Origin of the sequence: Mycobacterium sp. 050272 (genome assembly GCF_039023525.1) — a bacterium.
GTDB lineage: Bacteria > Actinomycetota > Actinomycetes > Mycobacteriales > Mycobacteriaceae > Mycobacterium.
In genome coordinates, this window is record NZ_JBCHKV010000019.1 from 62968 (window position 1) to 81294 (window position 18327).

Here is an 18327-nt window from a genome sequence, read left to right on the forward strand (position 1 = left end):
TGACCCGAAACTAGCCGCCCCATCGGTCCAGCGCCGCGACTTCCATTCCAACGAGGACGGGCTACGATGTCTCGTCCCAGATCAGCCCATACGGAGGCTCTTCGGCTCGCCCCGAGAATCGGATCACTACATCGCCGCTAGCCGATGGAGGCGGCCCATTGTCTACGACGATGATTTGTGCGCCCTGGCCTGAGGCTGCCAGCCACTCATGAAGATGCCGGTATACATCGTTCACCGCAACGCTGTCAGCGAATTCAGAATCACGCTCGCCGCCGTAACCAAGATTCTTCTGGGGGCTGTCCAACATTAGGAAACCAGGATGGTTACCACCCAGCTCCCACGCGAGTTCAAATATTGCTAAGATCCACGCCAGCGAAATTAGCGTTCGGCCCCCTGACGAGGCGTTAGTGTAACTCATTCCGCGCATGTATGGAACAAGGTTACGCTGTATCGATGCTTCGTCCAATTTGGGATAATGCCACGTCGCTAAAATCTCGACGTATCGGGCACTCACCGCAGCCATAATATCGCTGCGATCTGCCGACTTACTGGCCGCGGATAATTCAGAGCGTAATGCACTGATTGAAGCTTCCAGTCGCACGACCGATGTCAAACGACGCTCAACGCTGTCATACATTTTCAGTGTCGCGCGGGCGCGTTCGACTTGGGTAATCGCAGCCTCACGTTGCCGCATTATGTCATCGCGTTGACTGAGGAAAGGTGTGACAGACTTGTTAGCAGCATGGTCTACGGCAGATGCTGCTTCTATCTCCGACTGGCTAGCGGACTCCAAGTCTCTATACAAACGGGGAAGACCAGCATCTAGCTCTTCGATATACTCGGAAAGCTCCGCCAGTCTAGCTTTCGTTGCCCTCAGCTCGGAGTCAACATCAAAAGCACCTTCAACGTCGCTGGATAAGTTTAATGGTTGTTGACCATTGTGGCTGCCTTCGCTTTCAGATTGAGGGTGTGAATCATCTCCATTAGTGCTGGCTGATTCTGTTTCCAATTCTGACTCGCATAACGAGCAGTGCCCGTCAATGATTTCAGCAGGACGACCGAGCTGGCTAAGGCAGGCAGGACACACCTTGACTCGAAGCGGATCGAACAGTCGACGCGCTTCCGCCAACATATTCAACTTTGAGACATCCTCGGCATACTGAGCCCGTAGCGGAACGAGGCGCTTGAGCTGTGTCTCTCGATCCCGTACCAAGCTAGCCGCATTTCGGGCTTGTTGGGCAGCATCTTGATGGCGGGCCCGGAGGCTCTCTGCGAATGAGGAAGCTGCGGCAATCGACTGATCAATGGCGGCCAAGGTAGATTCAACCTCACTGATACTCCGCAAGGCCTCGTTTTGCAATATCTCAGCGCGAGCGCGAGTGCCCAAGTCTTGCTCGTCAACGAAAGCCTGAGCAGCAGCATATTCTGCGCGTGCATGCATTAGACGAGTCTCTAGCTCTTTTACTTGATTTCCTAACATTATGGCTTTGTCATCGTGTATGCCAAATACGACATCAAAGACTTGTGTCAGCTTCAAATTCCTCATGAAAGAGGATTCGAAAAGCAGATTTTTATCATCCAGACGCTCGTTCGGCATGTAGCAAAGAGCCATCAAGTCACGAAAACTCAATGGGTCGGTCTTCGACTCGGGTTTGGTCGGAGCTTCGCGCAGCTCCACGCCTTCTAATCCGCAGAAACTGAGCAGGAAGCTTGGCAGGCTGGTGGGGTCGCTTGGCGGGCGGACTGGTCGCCTTTCCGTCGAAATGCCCTTGTCGTCAAGCTGCCCCGTGCGGACAAAAGCGACCGTCGAGGATTCCCCGACCGCGCGTTCAATGACATGCGGCGCGCCGTTTAACAGAACCTCAAGAAGCGCGCCTCTTACCTTGCGTAGCACTTCTGGATGGCGCGGATGTTCTCGTGCGCCTAAACAGTAGTCGATGAATTCCAAAATCGACGATTTCCCAGTACTGAACGCGCCTGCAATGATCGAGAGCCCGCGAGGCTGTGTACCAGATGCTCTGAAGTCAATCTCGTAGTCAGTCTCTATGCCCTTCAGGCGCAATCGCAGTATTCGAATTCCACGGTTGTCACGGACGGGGACTGTAGTCGAACCCGTGGCATCGAGTTGGCCACTACGGACAGCTGGAAGGTTGGCTGGCTGTTCAGTCATTCGTAGTCGTTGGGGCTTTAGAAGAAGAGTTTGTCCCTAGCGTCTCAGCGGGGTCATCCTCGCCCTCAGCAGCGCTCGTATTAATAGCAAACAAAAGGTCAATTACCTCCGGCCTCGAAGATTCCGGTGACATCGATATCCATTCGCGCGCATTCTCGCGAAGTCGCCGATCGCTGAGCCTGGTTAGCCGCCGTATCACTATTTCAGCAGAGAGACGATAAGCGGCGGCGTATACCGCAGTAAATTGGCTAGCCAACTCATGACCGGCGGGAGTGACCCCGTATGTCACTTTCCCTTCGACATGCGGCATAGCTAAACTGTACGAGATAAGAATGGCCAGATCGTGCTGTAGGCGCTCTCGCCGGTTCGTGAATCGCTGGGTTGGGCTCGCATAACTCAAAGCACGTCCATCGAATCCAGCCATCACGAGTCGGGTGCGATCTGGATCATTATCGTCCGTGATCATAAGCATCGGATTTGCTACAAGAAAATCATAATAGCTTAGTCGCTCCAGATTTATTCCTGGTTGCGATTGCTGCGCAAGCGTATCGAGCAATAACAACAACTGCGCTAACCTGAAGGTCGTATCATCTTCCGGAACATGGAGTGGGCGGCCGGCTCGCAGGTTCGTATGCGCGCTGCTATTAGTTGGCTCTGTCATTGTTCATACCGGTAGTTGCAATTGCTGGAACGCCGCCCTCAGCTTGATCCTCGGGTGGTTCTTCCTGAGCCTCCGCGCTGTTGGACTCTGATGAGTGTTGCGCCGCGACATCTTCCCACCGCGAAATCCATCCTGCACGCTGATCGTCAACTACTCGGTGCATGAGACCACGAGAGTGAATCAGTCCACCAGGGAGGCCTCTCGACAAAAGCGAGTGGTTCTGTTGAATGTCTGACATGACCGCGTTATGCAATCCAGGTAATTGAGGGTCACTGGCATCGCGTGAGAATTCATTGAAGCGGTCTTCCCAGAGACTATGCACTGTTGCATCTGCGGTAGTCAGGGCCCCAACCTCGCTAGTCACGCCTTTATCGACAATCTCACGAGCCATTAGCTCGGCGTTGAAGAATTGCCGCTTTGCAGCCGCGACTTGTTGGCGACCAGCGGCGCGCAACTGTTTTACGAATAAGGCGTGGTCAAGTTGTGCGGCGTCCTCCTCAGGAACGGCGACCGGCGGCGTCTCGTGGGGAATCGTCCGCTGAGCATTTCCGTAATAGTGGTTCCGGACATCTATAGCGTCCGGCGAGATCAGCAATCCCCGGAGCTCGGTTTCATCCCACAGATTTATGATGATCTTGTGCTCCCGTTGCTTTCTCCTCTTAAAACCGTCCCACCATGAAGCTGTAGGGCCATCCATACTCGAAGGAATGCATAGCGTCCACTGGCTAATAGTGTGTCCCTCTCGATCTGCAGCCACAATCGCCGCTTTAAGAGAGTCTCTAATTTCCTGTTGATGCCCTCGTGCTGTAACCGGATAGAAGAATTTCGATTGCCAGACTGCGACTTTGCCACTTAGAAGACCAACTAGTACATCAATTCCCCAGTCCCCTGGATTCGCAGCGATCATGCGCGCACCGGGGAGGACGGCACGCACGAGCTGACCGAGCATCTTTTCGAAGTCCTCTCGCGCGCCCTCATGTCCCGCCCGCACCTCATGGGCAGCGAAGCTGATAAGTGGGTCGCCTGAAACGACCCCGCTGCCTATCACCCCCGCACTCAAGGATGGGCCCTCCTGGTCATCTACCGCCTCGATGATCTCCATGTTGGCGGCACAGGCTGCGTGGCCGTGACGACAACACCAGCACAGTAGCCCCACCAGCGCGGATTCTGTGGACGTTTTGTCCGACAGCTAGCGCCTCGTTCTCGCCTCGCCGCTACCGGAGAAGGTCATGTCGCTCGGACTGCTGAAAATCAGCGTCAGACCGCCTTTCAGCCAGCTAGCGTGATTGCCCGTGACCGATGACGTGAGAAAAGTGGTAAGCACATTGTTCACAGTTCTGGCCGCTGTGTGGGGCATACCAGCGCTGCTGACACCCGCCGCCCGTGCTGATGCCAACCAATATCTGGCTGACCTTCACTCGCCAGGTATTGCGCATCCCTCGATACCAGACTCGGGGCTCATTGCTATCGGAAACGATGTTTGTTCCAAGCTCAGCGATGGCGCAACTTCTGACGCTGCACGTGATTGGCTCGTTGGTCATCTAGCCCATGGGGGCTACCAGGCAAGCAATGCCGAAGCGGGGACTGTTGTGCATTACGCACTGCAAGATCTTTGCCCCGGAGCTGGTCACTGACGCGGGACGGCGGAAACTAGGTTGGGCAGCCGGTAATCCAGCGACCAGGCGACCGCTGGACTCACCGGATCGCGATGGAGTCGTCGGCGTGCACCACGACATAGGTGGCGTCCGCTAACCACGGAATCCGTTGCGCCAAATGGCCGAAGCGACGACCCCGCAGCTTCCACGCCGGAATCACGACGGGCACATCTGCTTTCAGGTCGGCCAGCATACACAGGGGGGCGGCTGGATTGCGGCTACCTGCTCGGCAGCCGGACCCGGCGAAAGGTAGACACGCGGATCGAGCTGCGCTTGATCCCGCTGCTCGCGCTCGATGAGCCGGCGCCGAAAGCAGGGGATGCGGTCTGTGGCGCGTAGTGCCCATCTCGGGTGTGTCTCCTTTGCCGTGCGGGGCGGCTGCGGAGCCGATCTCCGCACCTCATCTGCACCCAACGACGCCCAGAATGGCACTTCCTGGCACTCACTGTCACTTGCTGTCTTTTGCGAACTTACTGTTAAAGAGCATTTTTCCCTGGCAGTACGTTTGCTAGCGTACCGTATCTCGCAGGTTCGAATCCGGCCGGGGGCACTGCCGTTAGTCAGCTCGGCTAATCACCGTGGCATGGACTCAGATGGTGCGTTTCAGCCCGACGTGGGCGGCGTGGTACCCGAGCCGGCGATAGAACGCCCGAGCCCGTTCGCGAGCCTCGTCCGTGGTCACCTGCGCCAGCTGCGCCCCGTGCCCTCGGCCGTAGTTGTGTGCCCACTCGACGAGTGCAGTACCAAGACCCTGCGCGCGTTCGGCTTTGGCGACCCGTAATCCCTCGATCTGCAGCCGGGTGGCGCCGCCGCGGGAAAGGCCGGGAATGATCGTCAATTGCACTGTCGCGACGACCATTTCGGAACTGTTCAGGACGACTCCGAGATAGTTGGATCGGTTGCGAACCACGATGTCGTAGGCCGCCTCGTACCGTTCCAGTTCGGCGTCTTCGCGATCCTGACTGAATTCGTCGTCGGAGAGCAGCTGGGCGATCACCCCCACGTGTTCGCGCGTCGCGCGCTGCACACGATATGTGCGGCCCGCGACCCGCAGCAGTCCTCGAACCGAGGACTGCGCCAGAGCCTGTAGGCGCGCCACCAACAGGTCCAGCCACGCCCCCACGTTGGTTCGTGCCTCCGCGGTATCCGGGTAGCGGCATCGCAGATGTAGTCCGGACTCGTCCCGGATGAACCAGAGCATCACGCCGTCGGTGTCAACGCTCGCGCTCACATACTGCGCGTCGAGTCCGACCGAGTCGATGCGCACCGGAAGTCGGGTTTGGTCGAGCCACGAAATCGCGAACATGCCGGGCGCGATGGGCATTCCACCCCACGGAGCCAGCACGTCGGCCAGTGGCCAGGAACCCAGCTGCACGGCTTCTTTGACGGCGGCGGCCGCGGCGTGCGGCTCGGCAACCGGCGACTCCAGGACCGAATTGGTGATGAACCAGCCCACCGAGTCGTGCCATTTTTCTTCAAATCGGCTGTGCACGGGGAAGACCGCGCGCAGCGGAGCCCCGGCCAACTCGCCAGTCACCGCAGTCATGGCGACCACAGCGAGTGCCAGCGTCGAGACACCGTCGTCGCGTGCCTGCGCGACGAACGCGGCGCCGTCATCGACATCGAACACGTCACGCACTTCAACGCGTTCCGGATACGGCCCGCACTCACCCAACGGCAGCGGAAACCGTGGCATCACCCCACCGCTGTCGCTGATGATTTGTGCCCATCGCGCGCGCACATGGTCCGGGGCCACGGGACGGTCCAACAGTGCTTGCGTGTGCACGACAAATGCCGGCGGCGGCTGCAGCGACGAGGTACGACCGATGCGCGCGTCAGCGAGCACGGACAACAGGTCCCGGGCAATCACCAGCATCGACCACATGTCCACGTGGGCGTGGTCGGCGGCGATCACCACCGTCAATCCGGCGGCGGTCTCCAGCACACACAATCGGTGTGAGGGCCGCGCATAGGGCGAGCACGTCGCATTGAGAACTACTCGCAGTGCGTCGTTGACCGCCTGGCCCGGAGTGATCTCGTGCTCGACCCACTTGCCGGGGTGAATTTCGATCTCGTGTAGCTGCGGATCGCCGTCCGGCCCGGGTGTGAATGCCGTTCGTAGGGTGCCGTGGCGGGCGATCACGGCCAGCCACGCATCGGCCAACGACTGGCGACTGACCCCCGCCGGCAACCGAATGGACAGAGCCATCCAGGAGCCGGGTCGTGCGCCCGCACCAACGTGTATGCGCTGGTCAAACGACACCGGGAGCTGCCGGCCGAGGTCAGACATCGACACGTCGTAGCCCCAGAGCCGACCGAAGGGTAGCCGGAGGTGCGCCACGTTGGTCAGCCGCATGGCGGTACCCTAACGCCCCAGTTAGCCTGAATGCTCGGTCTGCGCGGTCGGCTCCGGGGCGAGCCTTCCGGTCGTGAGAAGAGTTGGGTGATGTCCACTTTCGTGGTTCCTGGAGCAGAGCTCGCGGTTGAACTGAGCGACGAAGGTGGTCATCCGGTAGTTCAGCTGCACGGACTTACCTCCAGCCGCGCGCGTGACCGGGTGCTCAATCTCGACCTCGGCAGGGGCCTCAGCGGGACCCGATTGCTGCGGTACGACGCACGCGGGCATGGCAAGTCGACCGGACGCAAGGTCGACGAGGATTACCGATGGGAAAGCCTTGCCGAGGATCTTCTGCAGCTGCTCGACAAATGGTTTCCCGGCGAACGGGTGCACGGAGTCGGCCCGTCCATGGGTACCGGCACGCTGCTGCACGCGGCTGCCCGCGAGCCGGACCGCTTCGCCGGCCTCACGCTCATGGTGCCCGCCACCGCGTGGGAAACCCGGCCCGCGCAGGCGGCGATCTACCGGGTTGCGGCCGAACTTATCGAAACCGAGGGAGTCGGGGCATTCATCGCGTCGGCGCGTGGGGCGACACCGCCGCCAGCCACGGCCGGCGCGCCCGAAACAGTTCCGGATGTGGCCGATGCGCTGCTGCCGTCACTGTTTCGAGGCGCGGCTCTCAGCGACCTGCCCGCTCGCGAAGCGGTCGCACGAATCGATGTGCCGACGACGATTCTGGCCTGGGTCGGCGACCCGGCGCATCCGATGTCGACGGCGGAATCGCTTGCCGCACTGATGCCGCGGTCAACGCTCACCGTGGCGCACGTCCCGGCCGATGTCGAGACCTGGCCCCAGATCCTGAGCCAAGACGTCGCCCGCAGAGGCTGACTTGTTCGGCAGATGAATACCGCTGCGATTGAGCGCACTGCCCAACCACGACGTCGGCCCAACGCGGCGGCGACGTCTTCAGGTGATCAGATCGGGACAACGGAGTCAATGTCCTTGTCTCGCTTGCCCTTTAGCGTCGCTCGGTTAAGTGTTATCAACGCAATGTTTGGGTTGCCGAAGGTCGGCCGCATCAGCCGAGATCGGGCCACGCAGTTGCCGCGCCATGGCCGTGAACCAGCCGAGGTGGAATTCGTCATCGTCGGCCAGGAATGCCGAGCGAAGTTCGTACCAGGGCAGGCCCGGATGCCGGTGATGAACGCTGTGCAAATTGAATGCGAGGACGAATCGTTCCAAAGCTCGCGGCAGCCGAAGATTCAGCGCCTCCAGCCGCGCGTCGAGCCGGGTGCCGTAGTGGTATGCGTTGTCCGCGATAGAGATCAAAACCGCGCGCGCAGCGATCGCGACGGCCAGCATCCAGACGTGCCGACCGTAGGCGAAGCCCGCGGCCGCATACGCCGCGACCACCAAAACCGCGTCCGCGCGGAACTCCCCCAGATGCCGTCGGCTGATGCCCTCGAGCAACATGCCGCCGAACGTGTCGGGCGAGTCGAGCAGGCGCCCCAGGTAGCGCCAGAGCCGGCGCGGCGCGGCGACGAGCAACACCGAAGCGGCCTCAATGGCGTAAAGCCCGCCCAGAAGGTGCAGGTAGTACGCGGGAGCCGCCGCAGCCCAACTTGAGGTTGCCGGATCAAAGACCTCGGTCCGCTCCCGGCGGGTCCGGTTGTACCGGTGATGCAACAGATGAGCGGACTTGAGCAGCACAAATGGCGCGCCATAGCCGATGGCAAGCACCCGACCGCAGCCATCGTTCCATTTCCTTTGCCGCATCAACGTGCCGTGGATGGCCTCGTGGATCAGCGACCAGAACGGCATCGAAAGCAGCGCGATCGGCGCCAGCAGCCATCCGAAGGCCGGATCCGCCGGCAACAACCAGAGCGGCAGGACCAATAGCTGGAGGCATAGGCCGGCCAGCGCCACCGCCACTAACACGCACGAGGTGACGCGGCCAGACTTGCCATCTTGTGCGGCTCGCCAGGTCGTTGACTGGATTACTGCCATGACCGCCTGCTCCCCTGTTCAGGATCGGTTGACGCGAATATGGGCCGGACCCCGCCGCGAACGGTGGCGGCCGCGCTCTCAGCGAACGGACGCCCCCTTGGTGCCAGCGCCCCTTCTGGCCAGCACGAGCAGCGCACCGGCGTAAAGGAAGTCCGACGCGGTGCCAACAATCACGGGGGGTGCAATCGTCACCGCAATGTTGGGTGTGGCCGCCAGCTCGTGGCCCACGTACAGCCAAATCGCACTCAGCGTCGAAGTTCCCAGCGCGGCCAACCAGAAGCCGCGCACGGGATCCGACGGCACGCGGAAAAGCCGTTCAAGCATCAGCACCGCCAACAGGGTCGCGATCACGCTCAGTGCCAGCTGTGCGAAGCCCGCGCGCACCGCCACCTCCAAGCCGAGCCGGTGGTGAGTAAACGCCGCCCAGCAGCCGTATGCCCCGCCCCCGAACAGCGCGGCCAACACTGGCCGGGCGTGCGCCCTCACGCGCCCACAGCGAGTGGCCGGTACCCGATCGACGCGAGCAGTTCTGTGACATGCAATTTGATGGAAGGTGAATTGATGGTAGGAGAATTTGTCTCGTCGAAAACTGCGGTACGCATGACAACCCTTTTTCTTGGGTACGTTAAGCATTGATTCAGCTTGCCGCTATTGCTTTCTTCGCGAACATCCTCGCATCGCACTGGGTAATCCGCAACGACATCGACTCCGTTTCCCGCGTCTCGAGCCAGTGGTAGCCCTCCGGCGGGCAAGATAACCTGTCAGTCCCGTTGCCATTACATGGCCGGTCGGTGACGAAACGTGTTGGCCGGCGCGTGTGTTGAGCGAATAACGAGGTTGCGGCTAGGGTCGGGTCGGGCCTTTCGGGACCTGGACAGGATCGGCCCTATATGTATTGCGAGATAGCGGCCACAGAAAGGCTGAATTCATGGCAGGTTCGGTCCGGCGCACCGCGGGAGTCGAAGACACTTTGAACCGGCCTGGACTCATGAATCGTGCGCTGATGCATATAGTCGAATGGGCTCAGGAGCTGAACGAGAAGTACGCGAAACTCGGTAATCGACCGGTGTATGACGTCGAGGAGTTTCCGTGGGCGATGGACATCGAGCGTGAATGGCACCAGGTCCGCGCCGAACTCGATAGCCTGCTAATCCGCAAGGAGGAGCTGCCCGGCTGCCACGAGATCTTGAGTGAGCTGCGCTCGATCAGCACCGACCGCGACTGGAAAACGTTCGTCTTGGCCTGCTACGGCGCCAAGTCGGCCGAGGCCATTCGCCGGTGCCCGCACACGTGGCGCATCCTGCACACGATCCCGGGTATGAAGACGGCGATGTTCTCGGTCCTCGAGCCGGGAAAGCACCTCAAGCCACATCGCGGACCCTACAACGGCGTGCTCCGCCTCCACCTCGGCCTGCTCGTGCCGGACGCCGCGCCCGGCACGGTCGCGATCAGCGTGGACGACACCATCTGCGAGTGGGCCGAAGGCAAGGTCCTGATCTTCGACGACTCATACGAACACGAGGCATGGAACCGCTCCGACGAAACCCGCGTCGTGCTGTTCGTCGACTTCGTCAAGCCGCTGCGCTTCCCGGCCTCCCTCGTCAATTGGCTGCTCCTCAACATCGCCGCCTTCACCCCGTTCATCAGGGAGGGAAAGAAGGCGCACAAGAAATGGGAGAAGACCTTTTACCGAAACGGGGACTCGCTGGACACTGCCGCGCCGTCAGCGCCCGCCGTTGTCCCGACGCAACGCTCGAGCCGTGCGGTCTAAGGCGTACGAGCGAGCGGAATGTTCTCTAGGACAGCCGAATACAAGATGGTAACGCTCAAGTCCGGTCGCGAACTGATCATCGCATTCGGCCTCTGGCTGTTACCGATCATCGACCGGATCATGATGCGGTTCGCGGCGACTGAGGAATACCAGGTCTTCCCGAACGAGGTGTTTCCCTGGACGACGGACCTCGCCGAGAACTGGACCGCCATCCGCGACGAGGCCCGGGAGGTGATGCGCGACCCGATGTCCGTTCCCGCGTTGCGCGAGATTTCGGTCGATCATGAAAAGATCGCGGTCGATGAGCGCTGGCGCTCCTTTTTCCTGTGGGGCTACGGGATCCGCAGCGACGTCAACTGCGGCCGCTGCCCCGAGACGGCGCGGGCCCTCGAGCGCATCCCGGGCCTGATGACCGCCATGTACTCGGTAATGCTGCCCGGCGCACACGTGCCGCGCCATACCGGGCCGACCAAGGCCATCGTCACCGCCCATCTGGGCCTCACCGTGCCGCGTGACCGCCAGAACTGTCGGATGGCGATCGGCGACCATGAGGTGGTGTGGCAGGAGGGCCACATCGCGATCTTTGACGACATGTTCCCGCACGAGGTGTGGAACGACACCGAGGATCACCGCGTGATCCTGCTGCTTCACGTGAAGCGGCCGCTGCGCTTCCCCGGCTCGCTGGTGCGCGACACCTTGTTCGCTCTGTTGCGGTCGAGTCCTTTCGTGCGCGACGGGGTGCGCAATATTGAGCGGTGGCACCAGAGGCAAACTGCCGCAATGGATTAACGGTGCGCCTTCGTCGCGACTGTCGGCGGACAGATTGTCACCGCCACCCTGAATCGCCCCGTACGCACCCGACATCGTCCCGAGCGGCCACATCTCCCAAGCGCCGTGGGTCACGGGTCGGCCAGCATTCGCAGACAACTGGAGTCTTTAGTCCCTAGTGGCCGGTCCGGTACCGACGCGACGATGGGGTTCTGGGCGCGAGTCAGCAGGCACCCAGATGGGCCCGCGTCGGATCCGGATTCAGCACCCTTCCGGCGCGGGCCCGCTCACAGCATCATCGACAGCCATCGCTCACGTAGCCGCGACGGCCCGACGGTTGGAGTCAACAACATGAATTGGCGTGTGAACATCTATGCGGATATCCCTCACCAGGAACCGGCACGACCGTTTGTAGAGCAGTCGCCGATGTTCACTGACTGGGAGTCCATCGGCGGCACACAGCGCAGAATCACCCTAACCGTGCCAGCCACCGCGGCCGACGATCCCGGCTCAGCGTGCGAGGTCGCCACGCGAGAACTTGAGAAACGCCTCACTATGTTGCGGGGCATCAGTGAGTGCAACGCCACTCGTCTGGACTAGTCGGTGAAGCGAACAAACCGCGTCCGGGTCCATGCCACGACGGTATGGCTTCGCAGCCTCGCGGCCGCTGGTGCCGTGTTGATGGCCGCGACGGCGCTTGCGGCCATTGGGCGCGCCGCTGGACCGCCGATGCCGGGCATCGAAGTCGACGATGAAAGCGGCAGGTGCACAGCGGGTTTCGCGGCCCAAGGCAGCGATGACAACTACTACCTGTTGACCAGTGGACACTGCGACGCGCACGACGGTTCCATGTGGACGTACGAGCAGGATGTCCCGCTCGGAAGGATCACCGCGAGCGAGAACGATGGCGATAACAAGGACGCCGCCATCATCCGCCTCGACCCAAGCGTCGGTATACCAGTGGGAGATGTCGACGGCAAGTACCCGGTCCGAGATGTGTTGAGCCCCTCCCAAATTCAAGTAGGCGCGGCGTTCTGCAAATTCGGCGCGGTCACCGGTGAGACTTGCGGCACCGTCAAGAGCGTGGAGGACGGGGTGGTCGAAGCCAGCGTCTACAGCTTGAAAGGCGACAGCGGCAGTCCCGGCTTCGTGAAGAACGCAGATGGCAGCGTTAGTGCGGTCGGCATCTTGATGTCTTCACCGGAAGGTGATGACCACACCACGTACTTCACACTCGTGTATCCACTGCTCGGCAGGTGGAGCTTACGCATTCTCCCCTGAGCATGGCTGAAGGATCGGCTCGCAATCTTCACACCGCCTTCGCCGCGTCGACCTGGTCCCGGCCGTATTCGATGACGGGCGGCGAGTCGCCGTACACGTTGAGAGTGTGGATGAAGCGATGCAGCCCCATCACACCGGCACAGGTGAACCCGAGCTCGATGATCTGCGCGGCGGTAAAGTGCTCGCCCAACCGCCGGTAGAACTTGTCGTCGATCGCGTGATGGTCGGCCGAGAGCAGATCGAGGAACTCGACCGCCATCCGCTCCTGCGGGGTGAGTGTGTCGTGGCCCGGCGCGAGCAGGCAGACGACGTCCTCGTCGGTGATCGAATCATGTTTGCGCGACTGGCTACACGGCTCACATTCACCGAGTTGGGCGCTGCGGATGCGCAATAGCTCGAGAATGCGTCCGCCGAGCAGAGTGCCGGCACCCAGGTGCGTCCGCGCCATGTTCACCTGTTCGAGCTGCGCGCTGCGATAGGCGAAGATCTGCAACGGCACCGGCGTCGCGTAGAGCCCGGCGGCCACGCCGGCATCGACGATTTCGCGGGAATGCGCGCTGAGTTCTTCCATCGGGATTGGTGCAATACGCGGCATTAATTCAGGTTATCTTTTTCATGCGGTGCTGAGAAGGAGAAATCATGTCCAGACTCGCCGGAAAGGTCGCAATAGTTACCGGAGGTGCCGGCGGGATTGGTGCGGCGACCGCAGCCGAATTAGCCCGCGAAGGCGCGGCGGTTGCTGTCGTCGATATCGATGAAATCAAGGCCGGCGAGGTCGCCGATCGGATTCGGCACACCGGCGCGCGAGCAATCGCGCTCGGCGGCGATCTTGCCGAGGAAGACGTGGCGCACTCCGTCGTGCGCGCGACGGTGGCGGAGTTCGGCCGCCTCGATGTCCTGCACAACAACGCCGCGCTGACCGCGAGCAGTTTCCTGTCTCGCGACACCACGGTCTCGGAGATGTCCATCGAGGTGTGGCAGCGGTCCATGGACGTCAACCTCGGCTCCCAGCTGTTGATGTGCAAATAAGCTATTTCCGAAATGCGTAGCAGCGGTGGAGGTTCGATCGTGAACATGTCGTCGGGCGCGGCGCTGTCGGGTGAGCGCACCCGGCTGGCTTACGGCGTCTCGAAGGCGGGGGTGCACGCCCTGACGATGTATGTGGCCACCAGCGAGGGCAAGGGCGGCATCCGGGCGAACACGATCGTGCCCGGATTGATCCTGACCGACGCCGTGCGCGCGCACCTGTCCCCCGACATCCTCGACGGCCTGGGTCGAGCCACCCTGACGCCGTACGTCGGAGAACCACAAGACGTCGCAGAGCTCGTGGTGTTTCTGGCTTCCGAGCAGTCCCGCTACATCACCGGACAAATGATTTCGATCGACGGCGGGATGTCCGCGCATGTCGCAATGAATACCGGCGGTTAATTAATCGCAGCAATTGTCAACACAACCGCGATTGCGAACGGCGGGCGTGAATTAACGAAATCCTTATTAAGTTGTCGGCCCGAGCGCGTATGCCCCGGTTTCCGGGTGGTGGTACCAACCGCCGGCGGCATGCGTGCCCCCATCGACGTGGATCGTCTGGCCGGTGACGTAGCTGGACATGTCGGATGCGAGAAACACTGCCGCCCCGGCCATTTCGTCGACGTGACCCGCGCGTCCCATCGGAACCGTGAACCCCATCCGCTGCTGGGATCCCGGCGGCGCGATTTGCTCGAGACCTTCGGTCCAGGTGATGTCGGGGGCCAGCGCGTTGACCCGGATGCCGTGCGGCGCGAGCTCGAGCGCGGCGGTCTTGGTGTAGTTGATCACGCCCGCTTTGGCGGCCGCGTAGGTCGCATAGCCGGGCGCAGCACGCACGCCCTCGATCGAGGTGACGCTGATGATGCTGCCGGGCAGCTTCTGCTCGACGAGGACGCGGGCCACCCGTTGCGTGCACAGGTACACGTGGCGCAGATTCGACTTGTACAGAGCGTCCCAGCCGTTCTCACTGGTGTCGAGGATCCCCGACCAGAAGACGCCGCCGGCGTTGTTGACCAGGATTGACACCGTCCCGAGCTCGCCCGCGGTCTGGGCCAGCGCGGCGTCGACCGCGGCGCTGTCCCGGACATCGACCGGAATGCCCAGAGCGCCAATCTCGCCGGCAGCGGCCGCGCAGGTATCGGGGTTGCGTTCCCAGATCGCGACCCGCGCACCGAATGCCGTCAGCCCGGCCGCGATGCCGCGGCCGATGCCCGCGCCGCCGCCGGTCACGACAGCGACGCGATCGGTCAGCAGCACACTGGAGGGATCGAGTGCCACGGCGTCGACTATAGAACAATCCCACCTCACGGTTTACAGTTCTCACTAAGTCTGTTCGATGTGTAACGGCAGGAAGGCCGCGATGGCCAGCACGATCTTTGTCACCGGCGCGACTGGTCAGACCGGCGGGAACGTCTGCGAGCAGCTGATCGAGCGCGGCGACCACGTCCGCGCCCTGGTACGCAATCCCGACGACGCCGCCGCGCTGGCCGAGATCGGCGTCGAGCTCGTCAAGGGCGACATCAGCGACGCCGACGACGTGCTCAATGCGGCCAAGGGCGCCGAGGCCGCGATCCACTGCGCCGCGCTGCTGGGCGGTGCCAGTCAGGACCTCGACGACTTCAATGCCGTCAATGTCGTCGGCACGACGAACGTCCTCGACGCGGGCAAGGCGCACGGCATGCGCCGAGTGGTCGCCCTGAGCACCGCCACCTTCCTCGATCTGAGCACGGGCGTCGATTTCGAAGAGGCGCCAGTGCTGAAGAACCCGCCCAACGATCCCTACACCGTCACCAAGCTCGCCGCATTCCAGGATGCCCACCGGCGTGCGGCCGCCGGCGACGACGTGCTGACGTGTCACCCGGGCGCCATCTTCGGGCCCGGCCTGGTCACCGAACGCGCGTTGCACCGCACCAGCTTCAATCGGGTGCTGTTGGCGGGCATGCGCGGAAAGATCAAGCGCTACTTGGCTTTCCCGGTGACCTGGGTGGCCGGAGCGGATGTTGCGAAGGGCTCGATCGCCGCTCTGGACCAGGGGGTCCCCGGCGAGCGCTACCTGTTGGTCGGCCGGCCCGAGGACACCTTCAGCACGGCGGGTGGCATCAACCGGGCCTGCGAGGTGGCCGGCATCGAACACCGGGTCGAGGATCTCGACTACCGCACCGATCCCGAGGCGCTGACGGCCGAATTCGGGCCCACTTTGATGGCCATCGCGCAAGCTGCGGCCCGCATCCAGCGCAAGCCCAGAAGCAAAGACAACCTGACCGCCAGGCGCCTCGGGTATGCGCCGATGTCCTTTGACGATGGGCTGCGGCTGTTGATCTCGTGGCTGCGCAAACTCGGCAAGCTGTAGGCCGCCACGGTGTCGAGCGCCGAATCACGCAGACCCCGTTCCGATCATGGAGATCTGTCCGACCGAATCCTGGACGCCGCGCAACGGCTGATCTTCCGGACCGGCGCCCGCAAACTGTCGCTGTCGGACGTGGCAACGCTGGCCGGCGTGTCACGGCCCACCATCTACCGCTACTTCGTGTCCAAGGAAGACCTGATCGACGCGATGGGAAAACGCGAACGCCGTCGGTTCGGTACGGCGATGGACGACGCGATGTCGGGAGTCGTCGGTGTCGCACGATTGGAGGCGGCGGTCGACGTCGTCGCGGGGTTCCTCGAGGCTGCGCCGCCCGGTCGGCTGCTCGACCTCGAGCCGGGCTTCGCACACGACCAGCTGACCGCGGCACTACCGATGATCACCGAAGGGCTGATACAGGTCTTGCAGCGCTGCGCCCGCGAGGGAGCGCTGGCCGCGGCGGTGGATCCCCGCGACGTGGCCGGCGCCATCGCGCGGACTGCCTTGAGCCACTACATATTTCCCGAGACTGATCGCGGTGCGGCTCGCCGACAGATCCGGGCCGCCGCAGGTCTCGGCGGCCCGCGCCCATGATGGCCAAGGTTGGCGGAGCTCAACGGCTATCCCGACTTTCTTTGTTCTTCACACATTTGGCGCACACTGACTCCATGTCCACATCTGCCTGGCTGGTCAGAATTACCGCTCCCGCATTGGTCAGTGCCGCCCTGGTTTCGAGCGCACCGATGGCGACTGCCGATCCCGTCAATGACGGATACCTTGCTCAACTGCGCGCCGCCGGCCTGTCCTGGCCGCCGGGACACGAGGGCGCCCTGATCGGGATGGCCCAGCTCATTTGCGACGATCTCGGCTGGGGCTGGACCGCCGACCAGATCGCCCGAGACGTGCACGCCAACTTGGATCCGAGAGGCATCGCGGTCGGTGACGTGGCATCGATGGTCGGCATCGCGCACGCGACCTACTGCCCCACCCAGAGGTGCTGGGCGCCGCACTGCTGAACGCCTCGACACGGCAGGATCCGGGACGCATGCCGATTTCATAGAAGATTTCGGTACAGCCGACCAAGTTGTCTTTCAATTCGCTATGCGTCTCGGGGCAAACGAATACCTCCCATTAGTTTGCTGATACGTTCTCGCCAGGTGGCCGCGCAGCGGTTAAACCGGGAGATGAGGACGGAAGAGATGAGGATAAGCGGATTCATCGCGACTACCGCGTTCTTTGCTGGCGCGGCCACGTTGCCGGCACTGCCAGCCTCGGCCGAGCCACTGGCCGCCGCCGACGACACGAAATTGAACGGTGTCTACCACTACGCGGACGAGGACGGCGACACCGGAACGTGGACGATCAACACCACGTGCAAGCAGGTCTGCGTCGCTCACGTGACGACCGCTCCGGGTCAAGGGTTCAACGCCCCGCTCATCGACGGCCAGTACAGCGTGACGCGCACTATCCCGGAGGCCGCGATATGTCCGAACGACAACAGCCTGCACCCGGTCACCGTTCACCAATCATGGGACCCGCTGACGCTCACCGGCCTTGCCGTCTTCTTGGACAGTACCGCGCCCTGCGGCCTCACCGACTCCCACGACACCTTCACCCTGACGAAAATTGGCTAGCTGCAACACCTTTCGATCACACCTTGGAGCCCAGCCCCGCGATCAAATTGATCGTGACCGCCAGAACCACCGCGCCCAGTAGGTAAGACACCAGCGCCTGACGCAACACCGCGGCGCGGATGGACGTCAGATTGATCTCGGTGTCTGACACCTGATACGTCATGCCGACGGTGAAGGCGACATACGCGAAGTCCTGAAATCGCGGCGGCTCCGGATCATGGAAGTCGATGCCGCCGGGATTGCCGGAGTAGTAGAGCCGCGCATAGTGCACGGTGTACAGCGTGTGCACGGCGAACCAGGATGCCGCCACGCTCAGAATGCCGACGATGGCCGCTTGGAGGGCCTGGGCGCCGGAGCGCGACCCAGCGGCCACCACATATCCGACGCCACCCAGGCTTGCGATGCTTGCGGTCAGGATGATCGCGTCCGCGAGCCACCGGGTCGGGTCCTCTCGCGTCGCCCACTCGCGGGTTTGGTCAGCGTCCATTCCGCGCAGGATGAGCTGCGTCCACACCACATACACCCCCGCGGCGGTGATCCAGCCGACCAGCGCATACCGCGAACCGAGGGCATGTCCCACCAGGATGGCGACAACCACGCCGAGCACCACGACAACCGCCATCCGAACCGCAACGGTGTCGCGGAGCAATTTCACCCAGGACATCACATCCC

At 62.3% G+C, this 18327-nt stretch carries 19 protein-coding genes and 1 pseudogene; 10 read left to right on the forward strand and 10 right to left on the reverse strand.

What is annotated here, in order from left to right:
• Positions 1-61 precede the first annotated feature (61 nt).
• Genes AAHS21_RS26875 through AAHS21_RS26885 form a run of 3 tightly spaced genes read right to left on the reverse strand, consistent with a single transcriptional unit; the run spans position 62 to position 3933 of the window.
• Entirely contained in the window at positions 62-2170 is a 2109-nt protein-coding gene (locus AAHS21_RS26875) for a hypothetical protein (protein ID WP_342930557.1), read from the reverse strand.
• Positions 2163-2831 carry a hypothetical protein gene (locus AAHS21_RS26880; RefSeq protein WP_342930558.1) on the reverse strand — a complete coding sequence of 223 codons (669 nt, stop codon included), beginning with the start codon at positions 2829-2831 and terminating at the stop codon, positions 2163-2165. The genes AAHS21_RS26875 and AAHS21_RS26880 overlap by 8 nt, the downstream gene beginning before the upstream one ends.
• Positions 2815-3933 (reverse strand): hypothetical protein, encoded by a 1119-nt coding sequence (locus AAHS21_RS26885; protein WP_342930559.1) that lies wholly within the window; start codon positions 3931-3933, stop codon positions 2815-2817. Before AAHS21_RS26885 ends, AAHS21_RS26880 begins: the two co-directional genes overlap by 17 nt.
• A gap of 190 nt (positions 3934-4123) precedes the next feature.
• Between AAHS21_RS26885 and AAHS21_RS26890 the strand changes: the two genes are divergently transcribed.
• Complete coding sequence (locus AAHS21_RS26890; protein WP_342930560.1) at positions 4124-4465, forward strand: DUF732 domain-containing protein; 342 nt, start codon at positions 4124-4126, stop codon at positions 4463-4465.
• Between the two features lie 61 nt (positions 4466-4526).
• On the opposite strand, the gene AAHS21_RS26895 is transcribed toward AAHS21_RS26890, so the two are convergent.
• Both AAHS21_RS26895 and AAHS21_RS26900 read right to left on the reverse strand, forming a co-directional pair.
• Complete coding sequence (locus AAHS21_RS26895) at positions 4527-4679, reverse strand: hypothetical protein (RefSeq protein ID WP_342930561.1); 153 nt, start codon at positions 4677-4679, stop codon at positions 4527-4529.
• A gap of 396 nt (positions 4680-5075) precedes the next feature.
• On the reverse strand, positions 5076-6842 hold the full coding sequence (locus AAHS21_RS26900) for a GNAT family N-acetyltransferase (RefSeq protein WP_342930562.1): 1767 nt from the start codon (positions 6840-6842) through the stop codon (positions 5076-5078).
• 90 nt (positions 6843-6932) lie between these two features.
• Here AAHS21_RS26900 and AAHS21_RS26905 point away from each other — a divergent pair, with 90 nt between their 5' ends.
• The gene (locus AAHS21_RS26905; protein WP_342930563.1) at positions 6933-7712 is read left to right on the forward strand and encodes an alpha/beta fold hydrolase; all 780 of its coding nucleotides are present in this window, start codon (positions 6933-6935) and stop codon (positions 7710-7712) included.
• Between the two features lie 144 nt (positions 7713-7856).
• Here the strand turns inward: AAHS21_RS26905 and AAHS21_RS26910 are convergent, their stop codons facing one another.
• Entirely contained in the window at positions 7857-8756 is a 900-nt protein-coding gene (locus tag AAHS21_RS26910) for a fatty acid desaturase (RefSeq protein WP_342930564.1), read from the reverse strand.
• Between the two features lie 153 nt (positions 8757-8909).
• On the reverse strand, positions 8910-9317 hold the full coding sequence (locus tag AAHS21_RS26915; RefSeq protein WP_342930565.1) for a hypothetical protein: 408 nt from the start codon (positions 9315-9317) through the stop codon (positions 8910-8912).
• A 517-nt stretch (positions 9318-9834) separates the two neighbouring features.
• Between AAHS21_RS26915 and AAHS21_RS26920 the strand changes: the two genes are divergently transcribed.
• The 3 genes from AAHS21_RS26920 to AAHS21_RS26930 all read left to right on the forward strand — a co-directional run bounded on the left by AAHS21_RS26920 (position 9835) and on the right by AAHS21_RS26930 (position 12651).
• Positions 9835-10602 (forward strand): aspartyl/asparaginyl beta-hydroxylase domain-containing protein, encoded by a 768-nt coding sequence (locus AAHS21_RS26920; protein ID WP_342930566.1) that lies wholly within the window; start codon positions 9835-9837, stop codon positions 10600-10602.
• Between the two features lie 120 nt (positions 10603-10722).
• The gene (locus AAHS21_RS26925; RefSeq protein ID WP_342930567.1) at positions 10723-11391 is read left to right on the forward strand and encodes an aspartyl/asparaginyl beta-hydroxylase domain-containing protein; all 669 of its coding nucleotides are present in this window, start codon (positions 10723-10725) and stop codon (positions 11389-11391) included.
• A gap of 660 nt (positions 11392-12051) precedes the next feature.
• On the forward strand, positions 12052-12651 hold the full coding sequence (locus tag AAHS21_RS26930) for a S1 family peptidase (RefSeq protein ID WP_342930568.1): 600 nt from the start codon (positions 12052-12054) through the stop codon (positions 12649-12651).
• Between the two features lie 28 nt (positions 12652-12679).
• Here the strand turns inward: AAHS21_RS26930 and AAHS21_RS26935 are convergent, their stop codons facing one another.
• The gene (locus AAHS21_RS26935) at positions 12680-13246 is read right to left on the reverse strand and encodes a carboxymuconolactone decarboxylase family protein (protein WP_342930569.1); all 567 of its coding nucleotides are present in this window, start codon (positions 13244-13246) and stop codon (positions 12680-12682) included.
• A 44-nt stretch (positions 13247-13290) separates the two neighbouring features.
• Between AAHS21_RS26935 and AAHS21_RS26940 the strand changes: the two are divergent.
• Positions 13291-14079: pseudogene (locus AAHS21_RS26940) on the forward strand (SDR family NAD(P)-dependent oxidoreductase).
• A 66-nt stretch (positions 14080-14145) separates the two neighbouring features.
• On the opposite strand, the gene AAHS21_RS26945 reads toward AAHS21_RS26940, so the two are convergent.
• The gene (locus tag AAHS21_RS26945; RefSeq protein ID WP_342930570.1) at positions 14146-14955 is read right to left on the reverse strand and encodes an SDR family oxidoreductase; all 810 of its coding nucleotides are present in this window, start codon (positions 14953-14955) and stop codon (positions 14146-14148) included.
• An 82-nt stretch (positions 14956-15037) separates the two neighbouring features.
• Here AAHS21_RS26945 and AAHS21_RS26950 point away from each other — a divergent pair, with 82 nt between their 5' ends.
• From AAHS21_RS26950 to AAHS21_RS26965, 4 genes are all read left to right on the forward strand, one after another.
• Positions 15038-16027: an NAD-dependent epimerase/dehydratase family protein gene (locus AAHS21_RS26950; RefSeq protein ID WP_342930571.1), complete on the forward strand. Its 990-nt coding sequence runs from the start codon at positions 15038-15040 to the stop codon at positions 16025-16027.
• 9 nt (positions 16028-16036) lie between these two features.
• Positions 16037-16615: a helix-turn-helix domain-containing protein gene (locus tag AAHS21_RS26955; protein ID WP_342930572.1), complete on the forward strand. Its 579-nt coding sequence runs from the start codon at positions 16037-16039 to the stop codon at positions 16613-16615.
• A 116-nt stretch (positions 16616-16731) separates the two neighbouring features.
• A complete protein-coding gene (locus tag AAHS21_RS26960) occupies positions 16732-17037 on the forward strand; it encodes a DUF732 domain-containing protein (protein ID WP_342930600.1) in 306 nt (101 codons plus the stop codon).
• Between the two features lie 183 nt (positions 17038-17220).
• The gene (locus tag AAHS21_RS26965; RefSeq protein ID WP_342930573.1) at positions 17221-17655 is read left to right on the forward strand and encodes a hypothetical protein; all 435 of its coding nucleotides are present in this window, start codon (positions 17221-17223) and stop codon (positions 17653-17655) included.
• A gap of 16 nt (positions 17656-17671) precedes the next feature.
• On the opposite strand, the gene AAHS21_RS26970 is transcribed toward AAHS21_RS26965, so the two are convergent.
• The gene (locus AAHS21_RS26970) at positions 17672-18319 is read right to left on the reverse strand and encodes a DUF1345 domain-containing protein (RefSeq protein ID WP_342930574.1); all 648 of its coding nucleotides are present in this window, start codon (positions 18317-18319) and stop codon (positions 17672-17674) included.
• Positions 18320-18327 lie beyond the last annotated feature (8 nt).

Coding starts and splice junctions, on each gene's coding strand:
- AAHS21_RS26970 (WP_342930574.1), bottom strand. CDS start 18,319: ATGTCCTGGGTGAAATTGCTCCGCGACACCGTTGCGGTTCGGATGGCG.
- AAHS21_RS26905 (WP_342930563.1), top strand. CDS start 6,933: ATGTCCACTTTCGTGGTTCCTGGAGCAGAGCTCGCGGTTGAACTGAGC.
- AAHS21_RS26950 (WP_342930571.1), top strand. CDS start 15,038: ATGGCCAGCACGATCTTTGTCACCGGCGCGACTGGTCAGACCGGCGGG.
- AAHS21_RS26885 (WP_342930559.1), bottom strand. CDS start 3,933: ATGGAGATCATCGAGGCGGTAGATGACCAGGAGGGCCCATCCTTGAGT.
- AAHS21_RS26935 (WP_342930569.1), bottom strand. CDS start 13,246: ATGCCGCGTATTGCACCAATCCCGATGGAAGAACTCAGCGCGCATTCC.
- AAHS21_RS26965 (WP_342930573.1), top strand. CDS start 17,221: ATGAGGATAAGCGGATTCATCGCGACTACCGCGTTCTTTGCTGGCGCG.
- AAHS21_RS26875 (WP_342930557.1), bottom strand. CDS start 2,170: ATGACTGAACAGCCAGCCAACCTTCCAGCTGTCCGTAGTGGCCAACTC.
- AAHS21_RS26900 (WP_342930562.1), bottom strand. CDS start 6,842: ATGCGGCTGACCAACGTGGCGCACCTCCGGCTACCCTTCGGTCGGCTC.
- AAHS21_RS26880 (WP_342930558.1), bottom strand. CDS start 2,831: ATGACAGAGCCAACTAATAGCAGCGCGCATACGAACCTGCGAGCCGGC.
- AAHS21_RS26895 (WP_342930561.1), bottom strand. CDS start 4,679: ATGCTGGCCGACCTGAAAGCAGATGTGCCCGTCGTGATTCCGGCGTGG.
- AAHS21_RS26930 (WP_342930568.1), top strand. CDS start 12,052: ATGGCCGCGACGGCGCTTGCGGCCATTGGGCGCGCCGCTGGACCGCCG.
- AAHS21_RS26920 (WP_342930566.1), top strand. CDS start 9,835: ATGCATATAGTCGAATGGGCTCAGGAGCTGAACGAGAAGTACGCGAAA.
- AAHS21_RS26925 (WP_342930567.1), top strand. CDS start 10,723: ATGATGCGGTTCGCGGCGACTGAGGAATACCAGGTCTTCCCGAACGAG.